This window comes from Paraburkholderia dilworthii, from assembly GCF_000472525.1.
Classification (GTDB): Bacteria; Pseudomonadota; Gammaproteobacteria; order Burkholderiales; family Burkholderiaceae; genus Paraburkholderia; species Paraburkholderia dilworthii.
Genome location: NZ_AWZT01000025.1, coordinates 78,804 through 97,752, shown reverse-complemented (window position 1 = coordinate 97,752; position 18,949 = coordinate 78,804). Strand labels below are relative to the sequence as shown.

The 18,949-nt window shown below is 60.3% G+C and carries 15 protein-coding genes and 3 pseudogenes; 13 read left to right on the top strand and 5 right to left on the bottom strand.

The annotated features are described in order from the left end of the window. Window positions 1–4: 4 nt before the first annotated feature. The 8 genes and pseudogenes from tssG to F759_RS0121175 all read left to right on the top strand — a co-directional run. A pseudogene (gene tssG, locus F759_RS44200) lies at window positions 5–598 on the top strand (type VI secretion system baseplate subunit TssG); the annotation flags it as partial. Between the two features lie 213 nt (window positions 599–811). Continuing rightward, window positions 812–2,647: a type VI secretion system baseplate subunit TssF gene (tssF, locus tag F759_RS0121200; RefSeq protein ID WP_051377387.1), complete on the top strand. Its 1,836-nt coding sequence runs from the start codon at window positions 812–814 to the stop codon at window positions 2,645–2,647. Window positions 2,648–2,690: 43 nt separating this feature from the next. Next, window positions 2,691–5,165, top strand: a complete 2,475-nt coding sequence (locus tag F759_RS0121195; protein ID WP_027801639.1) for a type VI secretion system Vgr family protein — start codon at window positions 2,691–2,693, stop codon at window positions 5,163–5,165. 2 nt (window positions 5,166–5,167) lie between these two features. Further along, window positions 5,168–6,061 carry a DUF4123 domain-containing protein gene (locus F759_RS38160; protein WP_051377383.1) on the top strand — a complete coding sequence of 298 codons (894 nt, stop codon included), beginning with the start codon at window positions 5,168–5,170 and terminating at the stop codon, window positions 6,059–6,061. Continuing rightward, window positions 6,058–6,543: a hypothetical protein gene (locus tag F759_RS0121185; RefSeq protein ID WP_027801638.1), complete on the top strand. Its 486-nt coding sequence runs from the start codon at window positions 6,058–6,060 to the stop codon at window positions 6,541–6,543. Before F759_RS38160 ends, F759_RS0121185 begins: the two co-directional genes overlap by 4 nt. Next, window positions 6,533–8,479 carry a T6SS phospholipase effector Tle1-like catalytic domain-containing protein gene (locus F759_RS38155; protein WP_051377382.1) on the top strand — a complete coding sequence of 649 codons (1,947 nt, stop codon included), beginning with the start codon at window positions 6,533–6,535 and terminating at the stop codon, window positions 8,477–8,479. Before F759_RS0121185 ends, F759_RS38155 begins: the two co-directional genes overlap by 11 nt. Before the next feature lie 53 nt (window positions 8,480–8,532). Then, entirely contained in the window at window positions 8,533–8,796 is a 264-nt protein-coding gene (locus tag F759_RS41050) for a PAAR domain-containing protein (RefSeq protein WP_152530682.1), read from the top strand. 17 nt (window positions 8,797–8,813) lie between these two features. After that, the gene (locus tag F759_RS0121175; RefSeq protein ID WP_027801637.1) at window positions 8,814–9,812 is read left to right on the top strand and encodes a hypothetical protein; all 999 of its coding nucleotides are present in this window, start codon (window positions 8,814–8,816) and stop codon (window positions 9,810–9,812) included. A 14-nt stretch (window positions 9,813–9,826) separates the two neighbouring features. On the opposite strand, the gene F759_RS0121170 is transcribed toward F759_RS0121175, so the two are convergent. After that, window positions 9,827–10,765: a YihY/virulence factor BrkB family protein gene (locus tag F759_RS0121170; protein ID WP_027801636.1), complete on the bottom strand. Its 939-nt coding sequence runs from the start codon at window positions 10,763–10,765 to the stop codon at window positions 9,827–9,829. 376 nt (window positions 10,766–11,141) lie between these two features. Between F759_RS0121170 and F759_RS38150 the strand changes: the two are divergent. Then, a pseudogene (locus F759_RS38150) lies at window positions 11,142–11,508 on the top strand (SDR family oxidoreductase); the annotation flags it as partial. On the opposite strand, the pseudogene F759_RS44865 reads toward F759_RS38150, so the two are convergent. Both F759_RS44865 and F759_RS0121150 read right to left on the bottom strand, forming a co-directional pair. Further along, window positions 11,501–11,866 (bottom strand): annotated as a pseudogene (locus F759_RS44865) (LysR family transcriptional regulator); the annotation flags it as partial. The pseudogenes F759_RS38150 and F759_RS44865 overlap by 8 nt on opposite strands. 94 nt (window positions 11,867–11,960) lie before the next feature. Beyond that, window positions 11,961–12,512, bottom strand: a complete 552-nt coding sequence (locus F759_RS0121150) for a thioredoxin family protein (protein WP_027801635.1) — start codon at window positions 12,510–12,512, stop codon at window positions 11,961–11,963. A gap of 353 nt (window positions 12,513–12,865) precedes the next feature. Between F759_RS0121150 and F759_RS0121145 the strand changes: the two genes are divergently transcribed. Both F759_RS0121145 and F759_RS0121140 read left to right on the top strand, forming a co-directional pair. Continuing rightward, complete coding sequence (locus F759_RS0121145) at window positions 12,866–14,662, top strand: cytochrome c biogenesis protein DipZ (RefSeq protein ID WP_027801634.1); 1,797 nt, start codon at window positions 12,866–12,868, stop codon at window positions 14,660–14,662. Between the two features lie 262 nt (window positions 14,663–14,924). Continuing rightward, complete coding sequence (locus tag F759_RS0121140; protein WP_027801633.1) at window positions 14,925–15,317, top strand: response regulator; 393 nt, start codon at window positions 14,925–14,927, stop codon at window positions 15,315–15,317. Window positions 15,318–15,420: 103 nt separating this feature from the next. Here F759_RS0121140 and F759_RS0121135 read toward each other — a convergent pair whose 3' ends face one another. Together F759_RS0121135 and F759_RS0121125 are read right to left on the bottom strand one after the other, a co-directional pair. Continuing rightward, on the bottom strand, window positions 15,421–16,188 hold the full coding sequence (locus tag F759_RS0121135; protein ID WP_027801632.1) for a DUF4410 domain-containing protein: 768 nt from the start codon (window positions 16,186–16,188) through the stop codon (window positions 15,421–15,423). Between the two features lie 539 nt (window positions 16,189–16,727). Further along, complete coding sequence (locus tag F759_RS0121125) at window positions 16,728–17,195, bottom strand: hypothetical protein (RefSeq protein WP_027801631.1); 468 nt, start codon at window positions 17,193–17,195, stop codon at window positions 16,728–16,730. A gap of 349 nt (window positions 17,196–17,544) precedes the next feature. On the opposite strand from F759_RS0121125, the gene F759_RS0121120 reads away from it, so the two are divergent. Both F759_RS0121120 and F759_RS0121110 read left to right on the top strand, forming a co-directional pair. After that, window positions 17,545–17,976 carry a phasin family protein gene (locus F759_RS0121120; protein WP_027801630.1) on the top strand — a complete coding sequence of 144 codons (432 nt, stop codon included), beginning with the start codon at window positions 17,545–17,547 and terminating at the stop codon, window positions 17,974–17,976. Window positions 17,977–18,498: 522 nt separating this feature from the next. Beyond that, window positions 18,499–18,948 carry a DUF2844 domain-containing protein gene (locus F759_RS0121110; protein ID WP_027801628.1) on the top strand — a complete coding sequence of 150 codons (450 nt, stop codon included), beginning with the start codon at window positions 18,499–18,501 and terminating at the stop codon, window positions 18,946–18,948. Window position 18,949 lies beyond the last annotated feature (1 nt).

The following is an 18,949-nucleotide window of genomic DNA, read 5'->3' as shown; positions in this document are numbered from 1 at the left end:
CGAGATCGCGCGCGAGCGTGAGCAGAACCGGCACGACCCGACGCTGGTCAATTTCCTCGACATTTTCCATCACCGTTATCTGACGCTGCTGTACCGGGCGTGGGCCTCGGGCCAGGCTGCCGCGGGGCTTGATCGGCCGGACGATGAAACGTTCTCGTTTTATGTCGCAAGCCTCGCCGGCCACGATCCGCACGAAATCGCCGGCCAGCCGTTTCCTGCGCACGCGCGGCTGGCAGCGTCCGCGCATCTGGTGCGTGAAGCGCGCAATCCGGACGGTTTATGCGCGACGCTCGAACACTACTTCGGCGTGCCTGTCGCGATCGAGGAGTACATCTTTCACTGGATGGAAATCGCGCCCGACAGTCACAGCTACCTCGGAAAGCCGGTGGAGTCGTCAACGCTGGGGATGGGCGCGATGCTCGGCGAGCAGGTGCCGGATCGCCAGCACAAGTTCCGCGTCGTGCTGGGACCACTCGACCTGGACGTCTATCTGGATTTCACGCCACGAGGCAAGGACCTGCCGAAGCTGGTCGAATGCGTGACGGAATTTACCGGGCGCGGATACCGCTGGGAGCTGGAGTTACGCATCAAGCCACAGGGCGCACCACCTGCGGTGCTCGGTGGAACCGAGCAGCTGGGCTGGTCCGGATGGCTTGGGCATGCGCCCACCGATGCGCCCATTACCGGCATGTGTTTCGAGCCGGAGCACTACGTGAAGCAGTTCACGAAACGCGACGCACCATGCAATCAGCGCCCGGATACAGGCAGGGATCAGCAACTGCTGACGTACTACAACGAAGAGTTGCTGTACATGCGCGAACTCGCCGCTGAATTCGGGCAGGCGCATCCAAAAATCGCAAGGCGCCTGGGGATGCAGGCGGGCGAAATCGGCGATGTGTACGTTCAGCGGCTGATCGAGGCATTTGCCTTCATGGCCGCGCGCATGCGCATGAAACTCGATGCCGCGTTCCCTGACTTCACGCGACCGCTGCTGCAATGCCTCTATCCGAACTATCTTGCGCCCACGCCCTCGATGGGCGTGGCACGGCTTTACCCGGATCACGTGAAGGGCGAACTTGCCGGCGGAGTCTGTCTTGCCCACGGCAGCCTGTTTGCGTCCGGTGTTCCCGATGGCGGCGGCTCGGCATGCAAGTTCCGCAGCACGCAGGACGTCACGCTCTATCCACTGGAAATCGTTAGCGCCCGGCTCACCGGTATTCCGCCCGATATCCCCGCGCTCGACCGCTATGTGCGCCCGGACCGCACGGTGCGCGCGGCGCTACGCCTGCGGCTGCGTACCTCCGGCAGCATCACCGTTGGGCAGTTGCGCGGGCTCGATCGCCTGCCGGTCTATCTCGCGGGCGACGTGCGGACCGCCTCGCAACTGTTCGAACTCCTGCATGCGGCGGGCGTTGCATCCGTGCTCGCGGCACCGGGTAGTTTTGCGACTGCTCAGGAGCATCTCCACGCTGTCAGACGTGATGCGGTCGTGCATGAAGGACTCGGCGCGGACCAGGCGATGCTGCCGCTTGCCTGGCCGAAGTTTCATGGTCACAACCTGCTGCACGAATATGCGGTCTGTGCCGAGCGCTTCTATTTCTTCACGCTGACCGGGCTTGAGGCGGGACTGCGCCGGATCGACGGGCAGGAGGTCGAAATTGTCGTACTGCTCGACCGCCCGGCGGGCGATCTGGCGGTGCGGGTCGATGCGTCGCATTTCGCGCTGTTCTGCACGCCCGTCATCAATCTATTCCCAGTCAGGATAGACCGGCTCAGACTGCCTGACGATCACACACCCGCGCCCCTGCTTGTTGACCCACTCGCGCCCGACGACTATGAGGTGTTTTCCATCGGGGCGATGTCCGGCTTCATCGGCAGGAAATCGGCGGGGCATGAGTTCCATCCGCTGTACGAGACACTGGCGGGCAATGAAAAAAATGGCGCCGGACGGTACTTCGTGGCAACCCGCAAGCCGGCGCGAGGCGGCGACCCGACGCGCCGCTACCAGACACGCGCCGCCTACGCGCCGGGCGAGATACTGGTGTCGCTGGTCGATGCACACGGTGCACCTGCTCATGACGACATGCGGTACATCAGCGCACAGGTGTGGGTCAGCAATCGTGATCTGCCCAGTCTTCTGCCGGTCAACGGCGTGGACGATCTGACCCCGGTCGTTAGCGCACCGCTCAGCAGCGTCGGACTGATCCGGGCGCCGACCACGCCCAGGGCGCCGCTTGCCCGAGGCGCCAGCGCCTGGCGATTGGTCCGCCAGCTGAACTTCAATCATCTGCCACTGGAGGACACCAGCGGCGCGAGACTGCGCGAACTGCTCCTGCTGTATGACACGGGCGACAACCCCGGCTTTGTGCAGCAGGTGCAAGGCATCGTGGGCGTTGAGATGCTGACGGTCACGCGCCGGCTGCCCGGAGCCGAAGAACTCGTTTTCGGGTGCGGTACCGGCTGCACGCTCACCGTCGATGAAGCGGGCCTCGCCGGCGAAAGCCCATATCTGCTCGGGCTGATCCTTGACCACTATCTGGTCCGCCACGTCTCGATGCATGCCTTCGTGGAGACGTCCATGCGATCAGTACAGCGCGGGCCCGTCGCACAGTGGCCGCCGCGCATGGGCACCCGTAGCGCGGCCTGAGTAGCCGGCAAGTGCACCAGTTCATTCCATCTGAAAGAGACTCATGCTGAAGTTTTCCACGAAACGCACCGTCACGGCGGCTGGCAGTGCCTTGCCCGGGTCACCGTCGGGGCAGCCCGCGCTGGTGCTCCGATCGATCCGCGGCGGGGAAGCCCTGTCGGAAATCTCCACCTACCTGCTGGACATGGTGACGCCGGACGACCTCGACATGTTCACCGACGACGCGGCGAACCTCGACCTGCGCGACATGATCGGCAACGAGCTGACGGTGAGCATCGAGCTCGAAGGAATAAGCCGGTCTTCGGGTCCCGTGTGGGCCCGCAATATCGGCAGCGGCACGCGTGAGATCAGCGGCATCGTCACCCGCGCGCGCTTTGTCGAACAGCAGGACCGGGTAAGCCATTACCAGCTCACCCTGCAACCGTGGATTTTTCTGGCGGACCAGCGCTCGGACTACCGGATTTTCCAGCGCAAGAACGTGCGCGACATCATTCGCGAGGTGTTGCAGGCCTACCGGGATACCTGTGCCTGGCGCACCAGCCGGACCTATCCGCCACTCGACTATCAGGTCCAGTATGGTGAGACGGACTTCGCCTTCATCCAGCGGCTGATGCAGGAACACGGCATCTACTGGTTCTTCGAACATTCGCAAACCCATCACACGATGGTGTTCGTGGATCATGTGGGCGCACATAAACCGGTGGACAGCGAGGCGTATCACACGCTGGCGTGCTACCCGCCGGGACATAAAATCGATGCGGAGTATATCGACGCGTTCGATATCGCCCAGACGTTGCAGTCGGGCGTGTGGACCACCGGCGACTACGACTTCAGGCAGCCCGAGGCGGACCTCGGCGTACGCAGGGTCCAGCCGCAGGAAACGGTGGACAACGATCTGGCGCGCTACGAGTGGCCGGGCGACTACACGGACCCGGCCGAGGGCGGGAAGCTCGCGCAGATCCGCATCGAGGAACTCTTCGCGCGCGGCGAGCGGGCCGAAGGCCGGGGCAGCGTGCGCAATGTGGTGTGCGGGACGACCTTCGATCTGGAGAACCATCCGTACCGGAAAGCCAATCAGGAATATATGGTGATCCGCGCGAGACTCGACGCCGAGGAGACCGCGGGATCCACCGGTCCGGGCGCCTACCGGTTCCGCACGGACTTTACCGTGCAGCCGGCGACCAATGTGTTCCGCCCGGCGCGCACGGTCCCCAAACCACGCACCACCGGGCCGCAGACCGCGGTGGTGACGGGTTTTGAAAACAACATCGTCTCCACCGAGCCGTATGGGCGGGTGACGCTGAAGTTCCGCTGGGACCGCTCGCCAGGGCGGGACGCGAATTCGTCGTGCTGGGTGCGGGTGATGACCACATGGGCGGGCAACGGCCACGGCACGATCAGCGTGCCGCGCATCGGCACGGAAGTGATCGTGGATTTCATCAACGGCGATCCGGACCGGCCGTTCGTGATCGGCCAGGCCTATAACGCGGACAACATGCCGCCGTGGCCGCTCCAGACTAACCGCGCACTGTCAGGCATGCGCAGCCGTGACCTGCAAGGAGGCGCGTCGAACCAGTTCGTCGCCGATGACACGCCGGGCGAGTTACAGGCGCAGGTGACGAGCGACCAGGCGAATTCGCGGCTGGTAGTGGGCTACAACACGCGCATCGTGCCCGGCGAGGGACGCAAGCAGGCGCGTGGTGAGGGTGTCGAGCTCGCCACCGATGCGCACGGCGTGATCCGGGCGAACAAAGGCCTGCTCATCACCACAGAAGCCCGCAGCGGTGCGATGGCCCCGGCGAAGGACATGGGCGAGACGGTGCAGCGGCTCACGCAGGCACGTGGGCAGCATGAGAGCCTCGCCGGAATGGCGCAGCAGAATCAGGCGCAAGACGCTGATAAAGATCAGAGCGATGTCACAAAGGTCCTGAAGGCGCAGAACGACGCCCTGAGCGGACCGGCGGGCAGCCATGCGCAAAAGAGCTTCCCGGAATTCGCTGAACCGCATCTGGTCCTCGCGAGTCCCGCCGGTATCGAGACCACCACGGCGCGCTCGACCCATATCGCGAGCGGCGAGCATATTGCGTTGACCAGCGGCCAGCATGTCAGCCTGTCAACCGGTGGGCGTCTGCTGGCCAGCGTCAGGAATGGCATCCGGCTGTTCTGCGCTAAAGCGGGGATGAACCTCATTGCCGCGGGGGGTGACATTGATCTGAGGGCGCTGAAAGACAGCATCAACATTCTGGCGAAGCTAAATATCACGCAGACGGCCAACCAGATCACGATCACCGCAAAGGAGGAAGTGGTGATCAACGGCGGCGGTAGCTATACCCGCTGGCAGGCGGGCGGTATCGAGACTGGAACCAACGGTAGCTGGGTGGTGCATTCAGCCAGCAAGAGCTTGCCTGGTCCCAAAAATGTGCCCGTTGCAATACCACTGCTACCGAAGGATGTCTGTATCGAATGCCTGCTCAAGCGTGCGGCAAGTCGCTCCGCATTAGTCAACAAGGGAACCTGACAGTGAGCATCACTAATCTTGAAGCGCAGGTGCGAGCGCTGCCGACCGAACCGCCGCCGCAGTTTTATCTGATAGTGGACTCGGCCCAAGACTCGCGGAACCCTTCGGCAATACAACAGGCCGAACCCGGAACACGTAGTCAATGCCTGCTCACCTTTGTCCAAGGGCCGGACCTGGAAGCAGCTGCACCGCATCTGATGACCTTTCCGCAGTTTGATCGGGACGCGGCAAGCTGGCAGTGGGTATCCAGTTATGCACCTACGTTGCCCGCTGCGGTGAGCATCATTGCCAGCCCTTTGCAATTCGAAGCGCTCTACGCGCATCTGCATTCGTCCACCGAGGTGGCGTTGCCGGATGGCGAAGAAATGATATTTGCATTCTGGGATCCTGTAGTACTTGCCACGCTTGTCGGGCAACTGGACGACACCACGTTGCATGTACCGGGGCCCGTGTTAACCGTGCAACAGCGCGAAAAATTCCTGACCGGTATCACCGCCTGGTGGTACTGGGACCGCAACGGCAAACTGCATCAGATTCTGCCCGCCCAAAGCCCTCATGCTGGAAACAAGGTAACGCTTCCTCTCAGGCTCACGCAAACGCAGGTGGACATGCTGGTGGAAGCCAGCGTGCCGGATCATATCGTAGGCTACATCAACGCCAACAAGCCGGAACTGCTGGTGAAAATTCCTGAGCCGGAACGATACCCGCGCGTCGAAAAGCATCTGCATGAAGCACGGAAACTACGCCTCTTGGGCATGAGGGACATTCTCGACTACGTCTGCGCTGCGCTGATCTACGGTGACGAGATGTACCAGAGCAGCGTCATCGAAGCTTTGCTGGAAAAGGTCAGGATGCGGCAGACCAGCCTAGCGGAAGCACTGGAACAATTCCCATGACGACCCGTCGCCAGACCTTGAATCGCCTGCTGGCGCTGAGCCTTTTTTATCCGTTAGTCGCATGCGGCGATGGAAATCGCAACGAGGGGTTATTGATGAAACCAGACGTTGTATTGGACGTAGTGTTGTTCAACTACCTCGACAGGCCGATCTTCGATGTACTTCTTAATGGCGGCGACATAGGAGTGGCAGGCGCATACGGTGGTGGAAGAGGCGTCATGACCGGCGTGACGGTTCCCGTGGGACATCAAACGTTGACTTGGCGTCTCGGTGGACCACGGGGAATGGCTGGAAATGGTGACACCGTTACGGCAAAAAATCCCCTTAGCCTCACGGCTAACCAGATTCCGCCTGACGCCCGCTATCTGGGAGTTCATATCTACCCGGACAATACGGCCGAATTGATGACGTCCCCGCATTTTCCGGAGCCCTCGCCACGGGGTGAGCTAATTTACAAGGAGAAACATCTCTATGGCCGGTGAGAAGGCAACTCTACAGGCGGCACAAGCTTCCAACCGTGACGTATCTACTGCACAGCCCGGCGCAAGGCAGGATTGTTCCGATGTCGTCAACATCAGCGTGTTTTTCGATGGTACGGGAAATAACAAGGATGTCGATGAACCGCTAAAGAGATGGTCCAATCCTGCAAGGATGTGGCGCTCCGCTCTGATGTCTGCGGACTTGAGCAATGCCATCTATCCCATTTACATATCAGGTGTTGGCACACCTTTTAACGGCACGGCGACTGGCTGGATCGATTCGTCACTGGTAAAGGTCCAGGACGGATTACCCGGAGGGGCTGGTGGCGCAGGAGGAACCCGTCGCACTGAATTCGGAAAGAACAACGTCAATGAAACGCTGCGTCAGGTGTTACTCGACAGCGCAAAAAAATTGGACGCAACTACGAAGGCCTATGCGGAGAAAAGTAAGAACCAAAGTCTCGGCGAACTGAGCAAGGCACTGGCAGCACATCGTCTGATCAAGATGATCAATCTGTCACTTTTCGGCTTCTCGCGTGGGGCTGCGCTCGCCCGCGCGTTCAGTAACGACTTTCTGAAAGATTGTAAAACAGACAAGGCAGGAAAACTTAGCTATCAAGGCTGGCCAATTCGCCTCCATTTTATGGGGCTATTCGATACAGTGGCCTCCTTTGGTGTGCCATCCGGGAATATAGATGCACTCTTTGCGGAAAAGAATCTGAACGTCCCAAGCCAGATAGAGCGTTGCGTTCACTACGTAGCAGCACATGAATTGCGCTTTTCGTTTCCCGTTGATCTGATCCGGCAGCATGGCAAGCTAATGCCCAATTGGACGGAAATCGTTTACCCGGGAGTGCATTCGGACGTCGGGGGCGGCTATGAACCTATGGACCAGGGCCGATCGAACAACTATGCCCGCATCCCGATGCGGGACATGATGGACGAAGCAGTAAAGACAGGTGTACGCATAATTGCGTATAGGGACATAGAATCGATTAACGCACCGCTGTTTGATGAGCGCTTCGCATTAAAGCCTGAGACAGAAAGCGCATACAAACGATACATGAGCGCAGTCCCCGCGACTGGCTCGGTCGAGCAGCAGGTCACTGCGCACATGAAGGCTCTTTATTCGGCATACGGAACAATGTTTAGACGAGGGACCAAAACGCCGGACAACAATTATGATATCGGGCACAGGTTCCTTGGTCATGCCAGCATGGCGCGCGAAGTACAGGCGCTACGCAGTCGTCGATCCGCAGAAAGCCTGACTTTGGAGGAAAACAATCCGCTTCAGGTCGTCGGAACCGCCTACGGGCAGATAGTGAATCCCGCAGCATGGTGTCTTCAGGCGTGGGATGCCACCGCGAGCGACGATGTGCTGGCCTTGGTCGGCAACTACGTCCATGACTCCAAAGCCGGCTTCATGTACGGCGTCGAGCCGTTCAGCTATTTCCGTCCGAGGGGCATGACCGAATGCAGCCGGAACGTACTGGCCGAGGGGCTGCAGTGGCTGGGCCGGAATGCGGATGCTGCCGTAGATAACGTCATCAAGGTCTACGGCACTGCTAAGGGCGTTGTGGTGGAAACATGGCACGCGGGAACAATGATCGCGACGAGGACGTACAAAGTCGGCGAAAAATTCGCACTCGATACTGTGGATGCGGGTCAGAAATATGCTGTCGAGGTGTCTCAAACCAGTAGGAAAGTGGTAATTACGAAGATCGATGAAGGTCAGCGAGCCGTCATCGATTCGGTGGACCTGTTGCAGAAAGAAGTCGCGTCAGTCACGGATGCACTGAAAAGAAGAGCAGCCAGCGCTGCCGAACAGGCACAGCAGGTTAGCAAGTCAGCCGCTGATGCAACGGGAAAGTTTATTGATAGCGGAATGCAGGCCGTTGAAGAAGGATGGGGCCGAACTAAAGCTCGACTTGGCCTGTGACCTACGACGATCAGCAGTGCAGTGCTTTTTAAAAGCAAAAAATGAGGCACTCAATGAATCGTTCAATCTGCTTCGAAGGCAATGCAACGAGCCACGGTGGAAAGGTCTACAAGGTAAGTGGCAGCATGGAAATGGATGGCTGTCACAATGTACGGCTTGGCGATTGGGTTAGTTGTCCAGAACATGGCGACAACCAGATTATCGAGGCCTGCTCAATGCTTGATATGGATGTACCTGTTGTGGTGCATCAATGCAGGACGGCGTGCGGAAGCGCGGTGATTGCTACAGTCGATATGCCTATACCGATATGCACATAACCGCTAAAGGCGAGTAAATGAATGAAGTGACTTTTTTTCGGAAGCAGCGCGAGCCGCTTAGCGAAACGCTGCTCTCTTCCCGTGACCGATGTGCAAACCTGTGCTGGAACATGGTCGAACAGGAAATATCAGCCTCTATTCAGTGCTTACATCGGATATTGATTGCGATTTCTATGTTCTGTGGAGTTGTTTTCTCATGCTTCTTTTCAACTAATTCGATGGCCGAAAGCGTTGCTGTCGTTAATGGAGTGAAAATTCACTACGATAATTACTTGGGAGCAAAGTGCGACCTGTTTCTGAGGCATTCCGTCGGAGAGTATCAAGCGGGGGACTCGCCTTTGATTCAAAATTTATGCGAAAAATATAAAGCTGCTGCGACGGATGATATTATATTCAAGTTGTCCGATGTTGCTGTGCCAAAGAAAGATGTACTCTCTCTCGACGAAATGCCAGCGTGGACCGGCGTTCCACCTATCCGCGCGAGGTTTGCTATTTCGGCTGCTGTGGAGGATCCCGATCCGGATCTTAATCCGTCGTATCTGCCATATGATCGAAAAAACAAGATATCGAATTATATTGCTGTAGATCGCAACGGCTATGAAGTGAGTGTATCGAGCGGCCGAAGGACCGGTTACAGGTTCTATCAGTTTCTGGGCAGGTGTTATCTTGCGACAGAGAAAATCCCTCGAGTCTACAAGTACTTCACGGAATGCAGCTTATCGAAATCCGGCTACCCCAGCATTCCGACGACTGTGGATGTGGTCACCCGCCCATGGATTAACATCACCGAGCGAAATACGATTGAGAAAGGTGAGCGAATGCCTGATGGCGTCGAAGTGCGCGGTACGTCGCCTTTGAAGCCGATGATTTACTCGGACTTTCCAATTGATGACAACGGCCGGGTTACACAGGGACGGGCGATGTGCATGGCCGACTGTGCGTCGGGCATGCTGCTCAAGCTGCTGCACAAAGGCCAGAGCATCTGGGGGCTTTCGGGAAAGCCCTCGGGCCGCTAGATATTATGTTGAGATCAACCGCGCGAGCGTGCCGCGCCCACCGACATCGGCCGGTCTTTGTCTCTATCCTTCACTTCGTTGCGTCCCGCGAGTTCAGCCGTCGTCTCCGCACCGAACAGGAACACCGCCGCCGAAAAGTACAGCCACATCATCAGCACCGCGAGCGAACCCGCGGCACCGAACGAACTGGCTGTGCCCGCATGCGTGAGGTAAAGACCGAACAGATGCCGGCCCACTGAAAACAGTATGGCCGCTGTCATCCCGCCGATCGCGGCATGCATGAGACTCACGCGTGCATCGGACATCCATCTGAGGAGCGCCGTGAATGCGGCGCCGAGCACGACAAGTCCGATGACCGTTTGCAGGATCGCCGTGACGATGACTAACGGCGAATCGCCGAATATTGCGTGTCCCGCATACGTGATCGCAGTGTCGAGCACGAGCGACACGACAAGCAGAAAGCCGAGCCCGAGGACCATGCCGGCCGACACCAGCCGCGTTCTCACGAGCCACGTGATGTTGCCCTTACTTTTGACGTTTTTCGCCGCTTCAAGGACGACATCGAGCGCGGTATTCAGCGAGGTAAAGGTCGCGGATGCGCCGACGATCAACAGCACGATTGAAACCACCGCGGCAATCCCGCTGCCGCTCGCCCGATGTGCATGTTCGACGATAGTCTGCATCGCTTCCGCTGCGTCTTTACCGAGAATGCCGCGCACCTGATCGAACAGCCGTCCGCGCGCCGCATCTTCACCGAAGAACCAACCGGCGACCGCGAGCACCATAAGCAGCGTCGGTGCGAGCGAGAACGCGGAATAAAAGCCGACGCTCGCGGCCATCATCGGGCAGCGGTCCGACATGAAGCGCTTCCCCGCGTTCACGCCGACCGTGAAAACGTTGCGCAGCCGCCCGTGTTTCTTCGGCACCGCCGCGGGTGATGAGATCTTGTTCATACACGCCTCGCCATTGAACATGATGACGCGCCGCGGCCCCCTCGATTAGCGGATGGCTCAGCCGCCCAGCGAGGCCGCGGCGCTGGATTGCACTGCGCATGCAATGTGCCTGACGCACAGGCGCGCCATGGCAGCCAGCTTCGATCTTCGACACTCGCAACCGCCCGGTGTCACTCCACGCTGTCCGATATCGTCGAAATGCGCACGGCCGCCGTAGTTTTTCTTTCCCGCCGCCGCAGATCTTCTCGTTTGTTCAATAACCGTGCAAAGCCGATAGTTCAGTCACCGGAGGCGCACTGCCCGACCCGCTTCAGCAAGCGGCATCCGGCCGGGCAGCACACCCTCATATCTGAATCTGGACACTTTCGAGCACAACATGAATACGTCAGGAAAAGTCGCAGTGGTGACAGGTGCATCGCAAGGCATCGGCGCAAAATTGGTCAAGGCGTTCCGTCAGCGCGGTTACCGTGTCGTGGCAACAGCGCGCGGCATCAGACCGTTCGACGATCCGAACATCGTCACGGTGGCCGGCGACATTGCCGATCCGGCCACTGCGCGGCGTGTGATCGCGGAAGGTGTCGCGCGTTTCGGGCGCATCGATACGCTCGTCAACAACGCGGGCGTCTTTCTCGCGAAGCCCTTTACCAGCTACACGGCTGAAGACTACGCATTGGTGAAAGGCGTGAACCTCGACGGCTTTTTTTACATCACGCAACTTGCGATTGCCGAGATGGAGAAGTTGCGCTGGAATCGCTCCACGCGATGCAAAAACCACTTGTCGGCGAGAGCGGGCGGTACAGTGACAGTTACCGTAATGCGCTCCTTGCCGGCCTTCAGACGCTCGACCGCCGTCGCGAGCAATTCGAAACCCGCTTGCAGTTCAGGCATGGCCGCGCGGGCGGCGTCTGTCAGCACGAGCCGCGAAGCGCCCGACGTGGAGCGATGAAACAGCTCGACCTCCAGCGTTTCCTCGAGTCCGCGAATCATCTGGCCGATCGCGGCAGGGGTCACGTGCAGTTCTTCCGCAGCGGCGACATAACTTAAATGCCGGCCGACCGCCTCGAAAGCGCGCAGTGCATTCAGATGATTGGGTGCTCGCATGGGCCGCTGCAAAACCTCATCGATTTCGATTGACGCATGCTCGCAGGCGGACCTGGCGTCGTCAACAGTGAATGCGCCGCCGCCGCACAAAAGTTCAGCCCGGTTGCGCCAGCAATTCGCGAATCTTCGCTTCGGTCTTTGCATAGTCGCCTTCGCCGAAGTGGCTGTAGACGACGTGCCCTGTCTTGTCGAACAGATACAGCGCGGGCCAGTACTGGTTATTGAATGCGTTCCATGTCGCGTACTGATTGTCGAGCGCCACCGGGTAGCGAATGTCGAACTTTTTGAGGGCCGCGCTCACGTGCCCGGCGTCGCGTTCGAACGGGTACTCCGGCGTATGAACGCCGATCACTTCCAGTCCCTGATTGCCATATTGCTTGTACCAGCTCTTCACGTAGGGCAGCGTGTTGACGCAATTGACGCATGAGTAGGTCCAGAAGTCGACGAGCACGACCTTGCCGCGCAGTTGCGGCAGTGTGAGCGGCGGGCTGTTGAGCCAGGTGTCGATGCCGGTGATTTGCGGTGCAGCCGGTGGGTTGCGCCCGGCTGAGGTAATCGCGCTGCCGCGCGTCGCAAGCAGACTGGCGAGCAACGCAAGCGCGATGAATGAGCCGATGGTAGCGAGGGTTTTGAGTCGGGCGGGCATGATCGAATGTCCTTCGAGAAGGGAAGGCGCGCGTTGCGCGCAAGGGTTGATCGGTAGACGTGACGTCATTGGAAGCCGCCGACGTATCTGGCGTGTGTCGCTCACGCAGCCCCTGCGCAACGTTTTGTGTCCGCAACGCGGTTCGATACGCTGCGATACAAAGTCATGCCTGCCCTACAAGGCTCGACGACCTCCGTATCGCACTGTATCCATGCAGCCGTCGATACATGAGCTTGCAGAACGCCACGTTCCCCGACACAAGCCCGATACGTGCCGGTAGTTCAATGCAGGGAAGCCTTCAGATCCCGTCTACCGACACGGCCGACGAACTTATTGAACGAAAGGACATCGTTATGCTGCTCATACTTCTCGCCTTTGCCGGCGGCATGCTCACCATCCTCAGTCCGTGCATTCTTCCGGTCGTGCCGCTCGTGTTTGCGCGCGTCGATCAGTCCTTCTTTAGGCACGGTTTGCCGCTGCTGGCCGGCATGGCGCTGACGTTCGCCGCTGTCGTGAGTCTCGCCGTGGCCGGCGGCGCCTGGGTCGCGCACGTCAACGAATACGGCCGCTGGATCGCGCTCGTATTCTTCGGCATATTCGGCGCGGCGCTGCTGTTTCCTTCGATGGCCGAGCGGCTCACGCATCCGCTCGTGAGTGCCGGTAATCGTCTCGATGGCGCGCTGCGCCGCGACGGCGGGCAGCCTCGCGTGATGTCGTCGGTGCTGCTCGGCGTCGCAACCGGACTGCTGTGGGCGCCGTGCGCGGGCCCGATCCTCGGTCTCGTGATGACGGGCGTAATCCTCCATCGGCCAGGCGGCGCGACTGTTTTGCCGTTGCTCGCATTCGCAGCGGGCGCGGCGGCTTCGCTTGCCATTGTCCTTGCAATCGGCGGGCGGCTCCTTGCCATGATCAAGCGCACGTATGGAGTAAGCGAGCGCTTGCGCCAGGTGCTCGGGGTTGCGGTGCTCGTTTCTGCCGGAGCAATCGCGCTCGGCGTCGATACGCGTGCGCTGGCCCATGTACCTTCGTTGAATACGACTGGCATCGAAGACAAGCTGGTGCAGCGCTGGTCGCCGCGCACGAATTCGCAGCGGCAGAACGCGGCCGCGCTGCTGAAAGTGAGCGCGAGCGCTGAGCGCGTCGATGTTGCGAACCCGATGCCCGTTGCCACGCCGCTTTCATTGCCGGTGGAAGGCGCGGTGCCGTCGCTGTCGGGCGCGGTCGACTGGCTGAATTCGCCGCCCCTGAAAGCAGACGACTTGCGCGGCAAAGTTGTGATCGTCAACTTCTGGACGTACTCGTGCATCAACTGCCTGCGCACCTTGCCATATCTGAAGACGTGGTCGAGCCGGTACAGCGATCAGGGGCTCGTCCTCATCGGTGTGCACGCGCCTGAATTCGCGTTCGAACACAACATCGCCAACGTGAAGCGGGCTGCGGCGGATCTCGGTGTGGACTATCCGATCGCCGTCGATAACAACCTCGCCGTGTGGCAGGCGTTCGGCAATCAGTACTGGCCGGCGTTTTATATCGTCGATGCGCACGGCGACATTCGCTATCACCATTTCGGCGAGGGCGGTTACGACAAATCGGAACAGGTTATTCGTCAATTGCTGGCGGACGCAGGGCATTCAAAGCTGCCCGCGCCCGCTGGTGCCGCGAAGGCCTCGGGCATCGAGGCCGCCGCCGACCCACACGATTTGCGCTCGGGAGAAACCTATGTCGGTTATCGTCAGGCCGAGGGTTTTGCGTCGCCGGAACCGCTTGCGCCGGACACTCTTCGCGCTTACAGCACGCCTGCGCGACTGCCTGCCGGAAGCTGGAGTCTCGACGGCGAGTGGAATGTCGCCGGCGAGCGCGCGCAATCGGGCAAGAGCGGTGGAAAGATCGCTTACCGCTTTCACGCGCGCGATCTGCATCTGGTGCTCGGGCCGATGGCGGACGGAAAGCCGGTGAGATTCAGAGTGACGATCGACGGAAAGCCACCGGGCGCTTCGCACGGCGCGGACACGGATGCGAACGGCGTCGGCGTTGTCGATAAAGAGCGGCTTTATCAATTAGTGCGGCAAAGCGGGGCGGTTCAGGATCGTATCTTCGAGATACAGTTTCTCGATCCCGGCGTGAGCGCGTATGCATTTACGTTCGGTTAGCTGCGAGTGGCAGAGCCGGTAGCCGCCAATCGCCAGTCACCAACCGCACCAACCGCACCAACCGCACCAACCGCACCAACCGCACCAACCGCACCAACCGCAATGCGCCGACGGCGGCAACGCGACTGCGCCTCCGTGCCTTGCGACGGCATTCGTACAGGCCGCCGTGGTATGCGATTTGCTGCAGTGCGAAGGTTTTTATCGCAAATTGTGATACATGCCCCGAACAACAAGTTGCTGCCAAAGGTGGAGCGCCCGCCAGGTGCGGGTATTGCACGAGGTGCCCCGGGTCCTCGTGGTCGATGACAACGCGGGCGCCGCGGAAGCGCTGGCTACTTATCTCTCGTACGAAGGTGTGGAAGCGCGCGCGGCAACCGGTTGTAACGAGGCGCTGCGCTGTGTGAAAGATTGGGTGCCCGACGTGGTTGTGCTCGACATCATGATGCCGGGCCGCGACGGTTACGAAACGGCAAGCGCGCTGCGCAGCTATCTGCCCACGCCGAGCCTTGGCATTGTCGCTTTCACGTCGCTCGACGAGGACCATGTGCGGGAAACCGGCCGTAGCCGGCATAATTTCGACGGCTATTGCCAGAAGGGCACGGCGCCGACCGCTTTGCTCGCGCTAATGCGCAATCTCTGGCGCGAAAGAAACTGATTGCCCGCGATGGCGGTTGTTGGCGAGGCGCCGCTGCAAACGTCTCCGTTGGGCTGTATGCAATTCGTGCGGCGCGTCTCGCGACCGAGCCGCACGGTTTCCGTCATCCCTTGATGTGCTTGCTCGAGAGCCAGCCGCCGCTAATACCTATCTGCGCGATCTGCTTTGCCACGGCGTCCGCGAGGCGCGTTGCGTCGGCGGAGACTCCGGCGCGCTTCGTTTCGGATACCGCGTGCAAACCGCCACCCAACGCCGCCGACGTCGCGATGCTTCCCGCCGCCGCGCCCACGCCGGCCGTTTCAGCCACACCCGGGGCCTTGCCGCTGTCGGCGCTCGCGTCGAAGCTTTGCACGAGTCGCGGCGCGCCGCCCGCGGGCTTGTAGAAGATCTGCACCGAACTGCTCACCTCGCTCTTGCCGGCACCGAGGCCAATCAGCGTGCGACGGCGGCGGTTGCCCGCATCGATCGTATCGAAGCTGCCTTGCACCATCAGCACGTTCTGGTCGGCGGGTGCGGGTATGTCGGAGCGGATCGCGCGCAGACCCATCGACTGTAATTGATGCACGATTTCGTTCGCGACCTGTTCGCGGATCTGGGCGGCATCGTCGGCCTGCTTTTGCGCAGCCGACGAACCGTCGATATGCGTCTTCAGTTTCTGCAGCATGCCGCCGTCGAGCTTGACCTGGTCGGCATGAGTATCGAACGTGTAGACGTAGATATTGTCCGGACGCACACTCGGCTGCGCCGTCGCGGCGCTCGTGTTGGTGATGCTGCCGCCCGCGCAGCCGGTCAGCAACGCGCTGACGCTGACTATCGCGATGCATGCAACACGGGCGGTATTCTTCTTGATGAGCTTGATTGAATTGAACATGGTTGTCTCGTCGTCGGCACGCGGTGCCGTAGTGTTCGAACGTATCTTCCGATGATCGGCAACCGGGGGATCGTGATCATCGGCGACAGGTATCGCGCGTAAAGCACTCTTGATCTCATGCGTTCTGTTTCGTACGCACCGGCAGCGAAACGAAGTATGGGCGAGGCGCTTGTTCAACTCCATCGAACAATTATTTCGCGCAATGTCGCGCGCTAAACGGGCGTTTAGCGCGGCAGGAGAGGACGGAGGAAGGAGGTGAAAGCGCCGCGCGATCACGCGCGGCATGCGACGTTGGCGGGGATCAGTTCAAAGCAAGCTTGACGATGCAGCACAGCACGAACACGAGCAAAGCGGCGGCAACGGCCACATCTACGGGATAACGCATGCTTCACTCGCACGGGCGTTTGGATAGCCTTTATCGTAATCACCAGAGGGAAGACGACAAAGCGGCCAGTGAACGGCAATGTGCGAGACCCAACGCTGCGCGGCGAACATCAGCCGGAGCATGGTCGCGGCAGCGCTTCCAGTGCGGATGGGTGTTACTGCGGCTTCGTCTGCGGTGGGTTATCGAATGGCATGCGCGGCGGCGTGTCGACTGCGGCGAGATCTTCCGACAGGCTCGTGCGCAGCGTGGCGATTGCCTGCTCGGGATTAGCGGGCTTCAACTGCTCGCGGGCGAGCGAGTCGTACACGTAGTGACGCAGCATCGGGTTCTGCGTCTTGTTGAGCACGTCGTGATACACCGCGACGATGTCGCCTGGGCGTCCGCTCAGTGCATACAGACGGCGCAACTGTTCGAGATCGTTGACCACGGCGAAACCGGGACCGATAGGACCGATAGGACCGACAGGTCCCATCGCGTCCTGCGGTCCACGCGGGCCGTCGCCATGAGGCGCTTCGCCGCGAGCATGAGCGGGCGGCGTCGGCAAGTTGTCTTCCGCGAATGCGGCCGTTGCGGCTACGCTTAGCACGGCGGCGAGCGCCGCGCCGAGAATCTGTTTTTTCATGATGTCGCTCCCATCGACAGAGCGCCGGCGCGACAGTGCGCCGACTCATCCTGACGATAGACGAGACGCCGTCTTTCCGGGTTACGGACGCGCCGCTCCACGCTTACGAAGCCTTGCGCCAACGCCTTTCGCGCAGCCGACGTGCGACGTCGCACGGCCTGCGGGAATGGCGCATGCGCTGGCGCAATAGCGTGCGATGGCGCATGATTGACGCAATGTGCCGTCGGACCCCACAACCGCGCAACGCTGCTGCGGGGCGCGGCGCACCGGAAACCGCCAACGCTCGCGTCGCGCGAATCCTGCGGCGTAGCGCCAGCGGCGATTGTTCAACCGTAAAGGAGGATTTCGCATGGACCGACCTGATACCGCCAATCCGTTTGGCGATTTCACCAAAATGCTGGAGCAGTTCAAGCTGCCCGGTTTCGACGTGCCCGCCATTATGGAAGCGCGGCGCAAGGACGTCGAAGCACTGGTTCAGGCGAATCAGACAGCGTTCCAAGGCATGCAGTCGCTCGCGCAGAAACAGGCCGAGATGCTGCGTACCACGCTCACCGAATTGCAGTCGCTAACGGGGCAGCTATCGGCGAGCGGTTCTACGCCTTCCGCGAAGACCGCCGAGTTGATTCAGCAAAGTCTGCACAAGTCGCTCGCGGATATGCAGCAGCTTGCGCAGGCGGCGTATCAGACGCAAGCCGAGTCGTATGCGGTGATCGCCAAACGTGTGGAAGAAAACGTGCAGGAATTGCGCTCGCTTTTGCAGCAGCAACAGCAGAAGAAGTAGGCGCGCTGAAGTGCCGAATCGCTTGCGGACGACAGATGTCGTCCGAGGCCAATGCCGCGAACGGTCGTTGCGCCGTTCGCGGCGTTTTTTGTTGTGACGCCGCGGAGCGCCGCTGCAAACCGCAGGAAATTTCAGCATGCGCTTACATCGCGTGCGTCGATGCCGGCTACATCGATTTTTTCTGCTCAGCGTTCCATTGTTTTCGCGCAGCCGTTTGCTTTAAACGCGTCCGACAGGGAGAACGTGCACGGAAGCGCCGCTGGCGGCGCGCTCATACGCCAATATCAAACAGACGGGGACGACGCCTGATTGCCGACCGATGCAGATCGTCGCGCAAACGATTGGCGCGCGATACCGCCGTCGCTAAAGTTTCGCGCCATTGTTCCGTAGATGCGTTCAAGCAGCCTGAGCGGCGTGTGCCCCATCCTGCACCGCTGCTACGAGTGCGCTTTTAGTTTCGCGCTTGTGACGGACCAAGGCTTGTCGCGGGCGTTTCACCTCGAAGGAATTCTCTTGAAATCGATGCTCTTCATCAGCATTGTTCGCGCAATGCTCGGGGCAAGCTGCACGCTTGCGTTTGCCGCGCACGCGGCACTAGGCCAGAACGTCAGCACTGTCGATAGCGATCAGGCGCGCATGCATGCAGTGGCCCGAACGGCATCCACGCAAAACGCGTATTCGGTCCAACTGATGACGCTGCCCTCCGGCACGCTCGTGCGCGAATACGTCGCGGCGAACGGAATCGTGTTCGGTGTCGCGTGGGAAGGGCCGACCTTGCCCGATCTGAAAACCGTGCTGGGCTCCTCGTTCGATGCATACGTCGCGGGCAGCGCCGCGCGTCGAGGCACGCCGCTCGCCGTTTCATCCAGCGACCTGGTGGTCTATTCGGGCGGACATCTGCGCGCGTTCTCAGGCTACGCGTACTTGCCACAAGCGCTGCCGGCGGGGGTGGGTCCAGATGTCGTTCAATAAC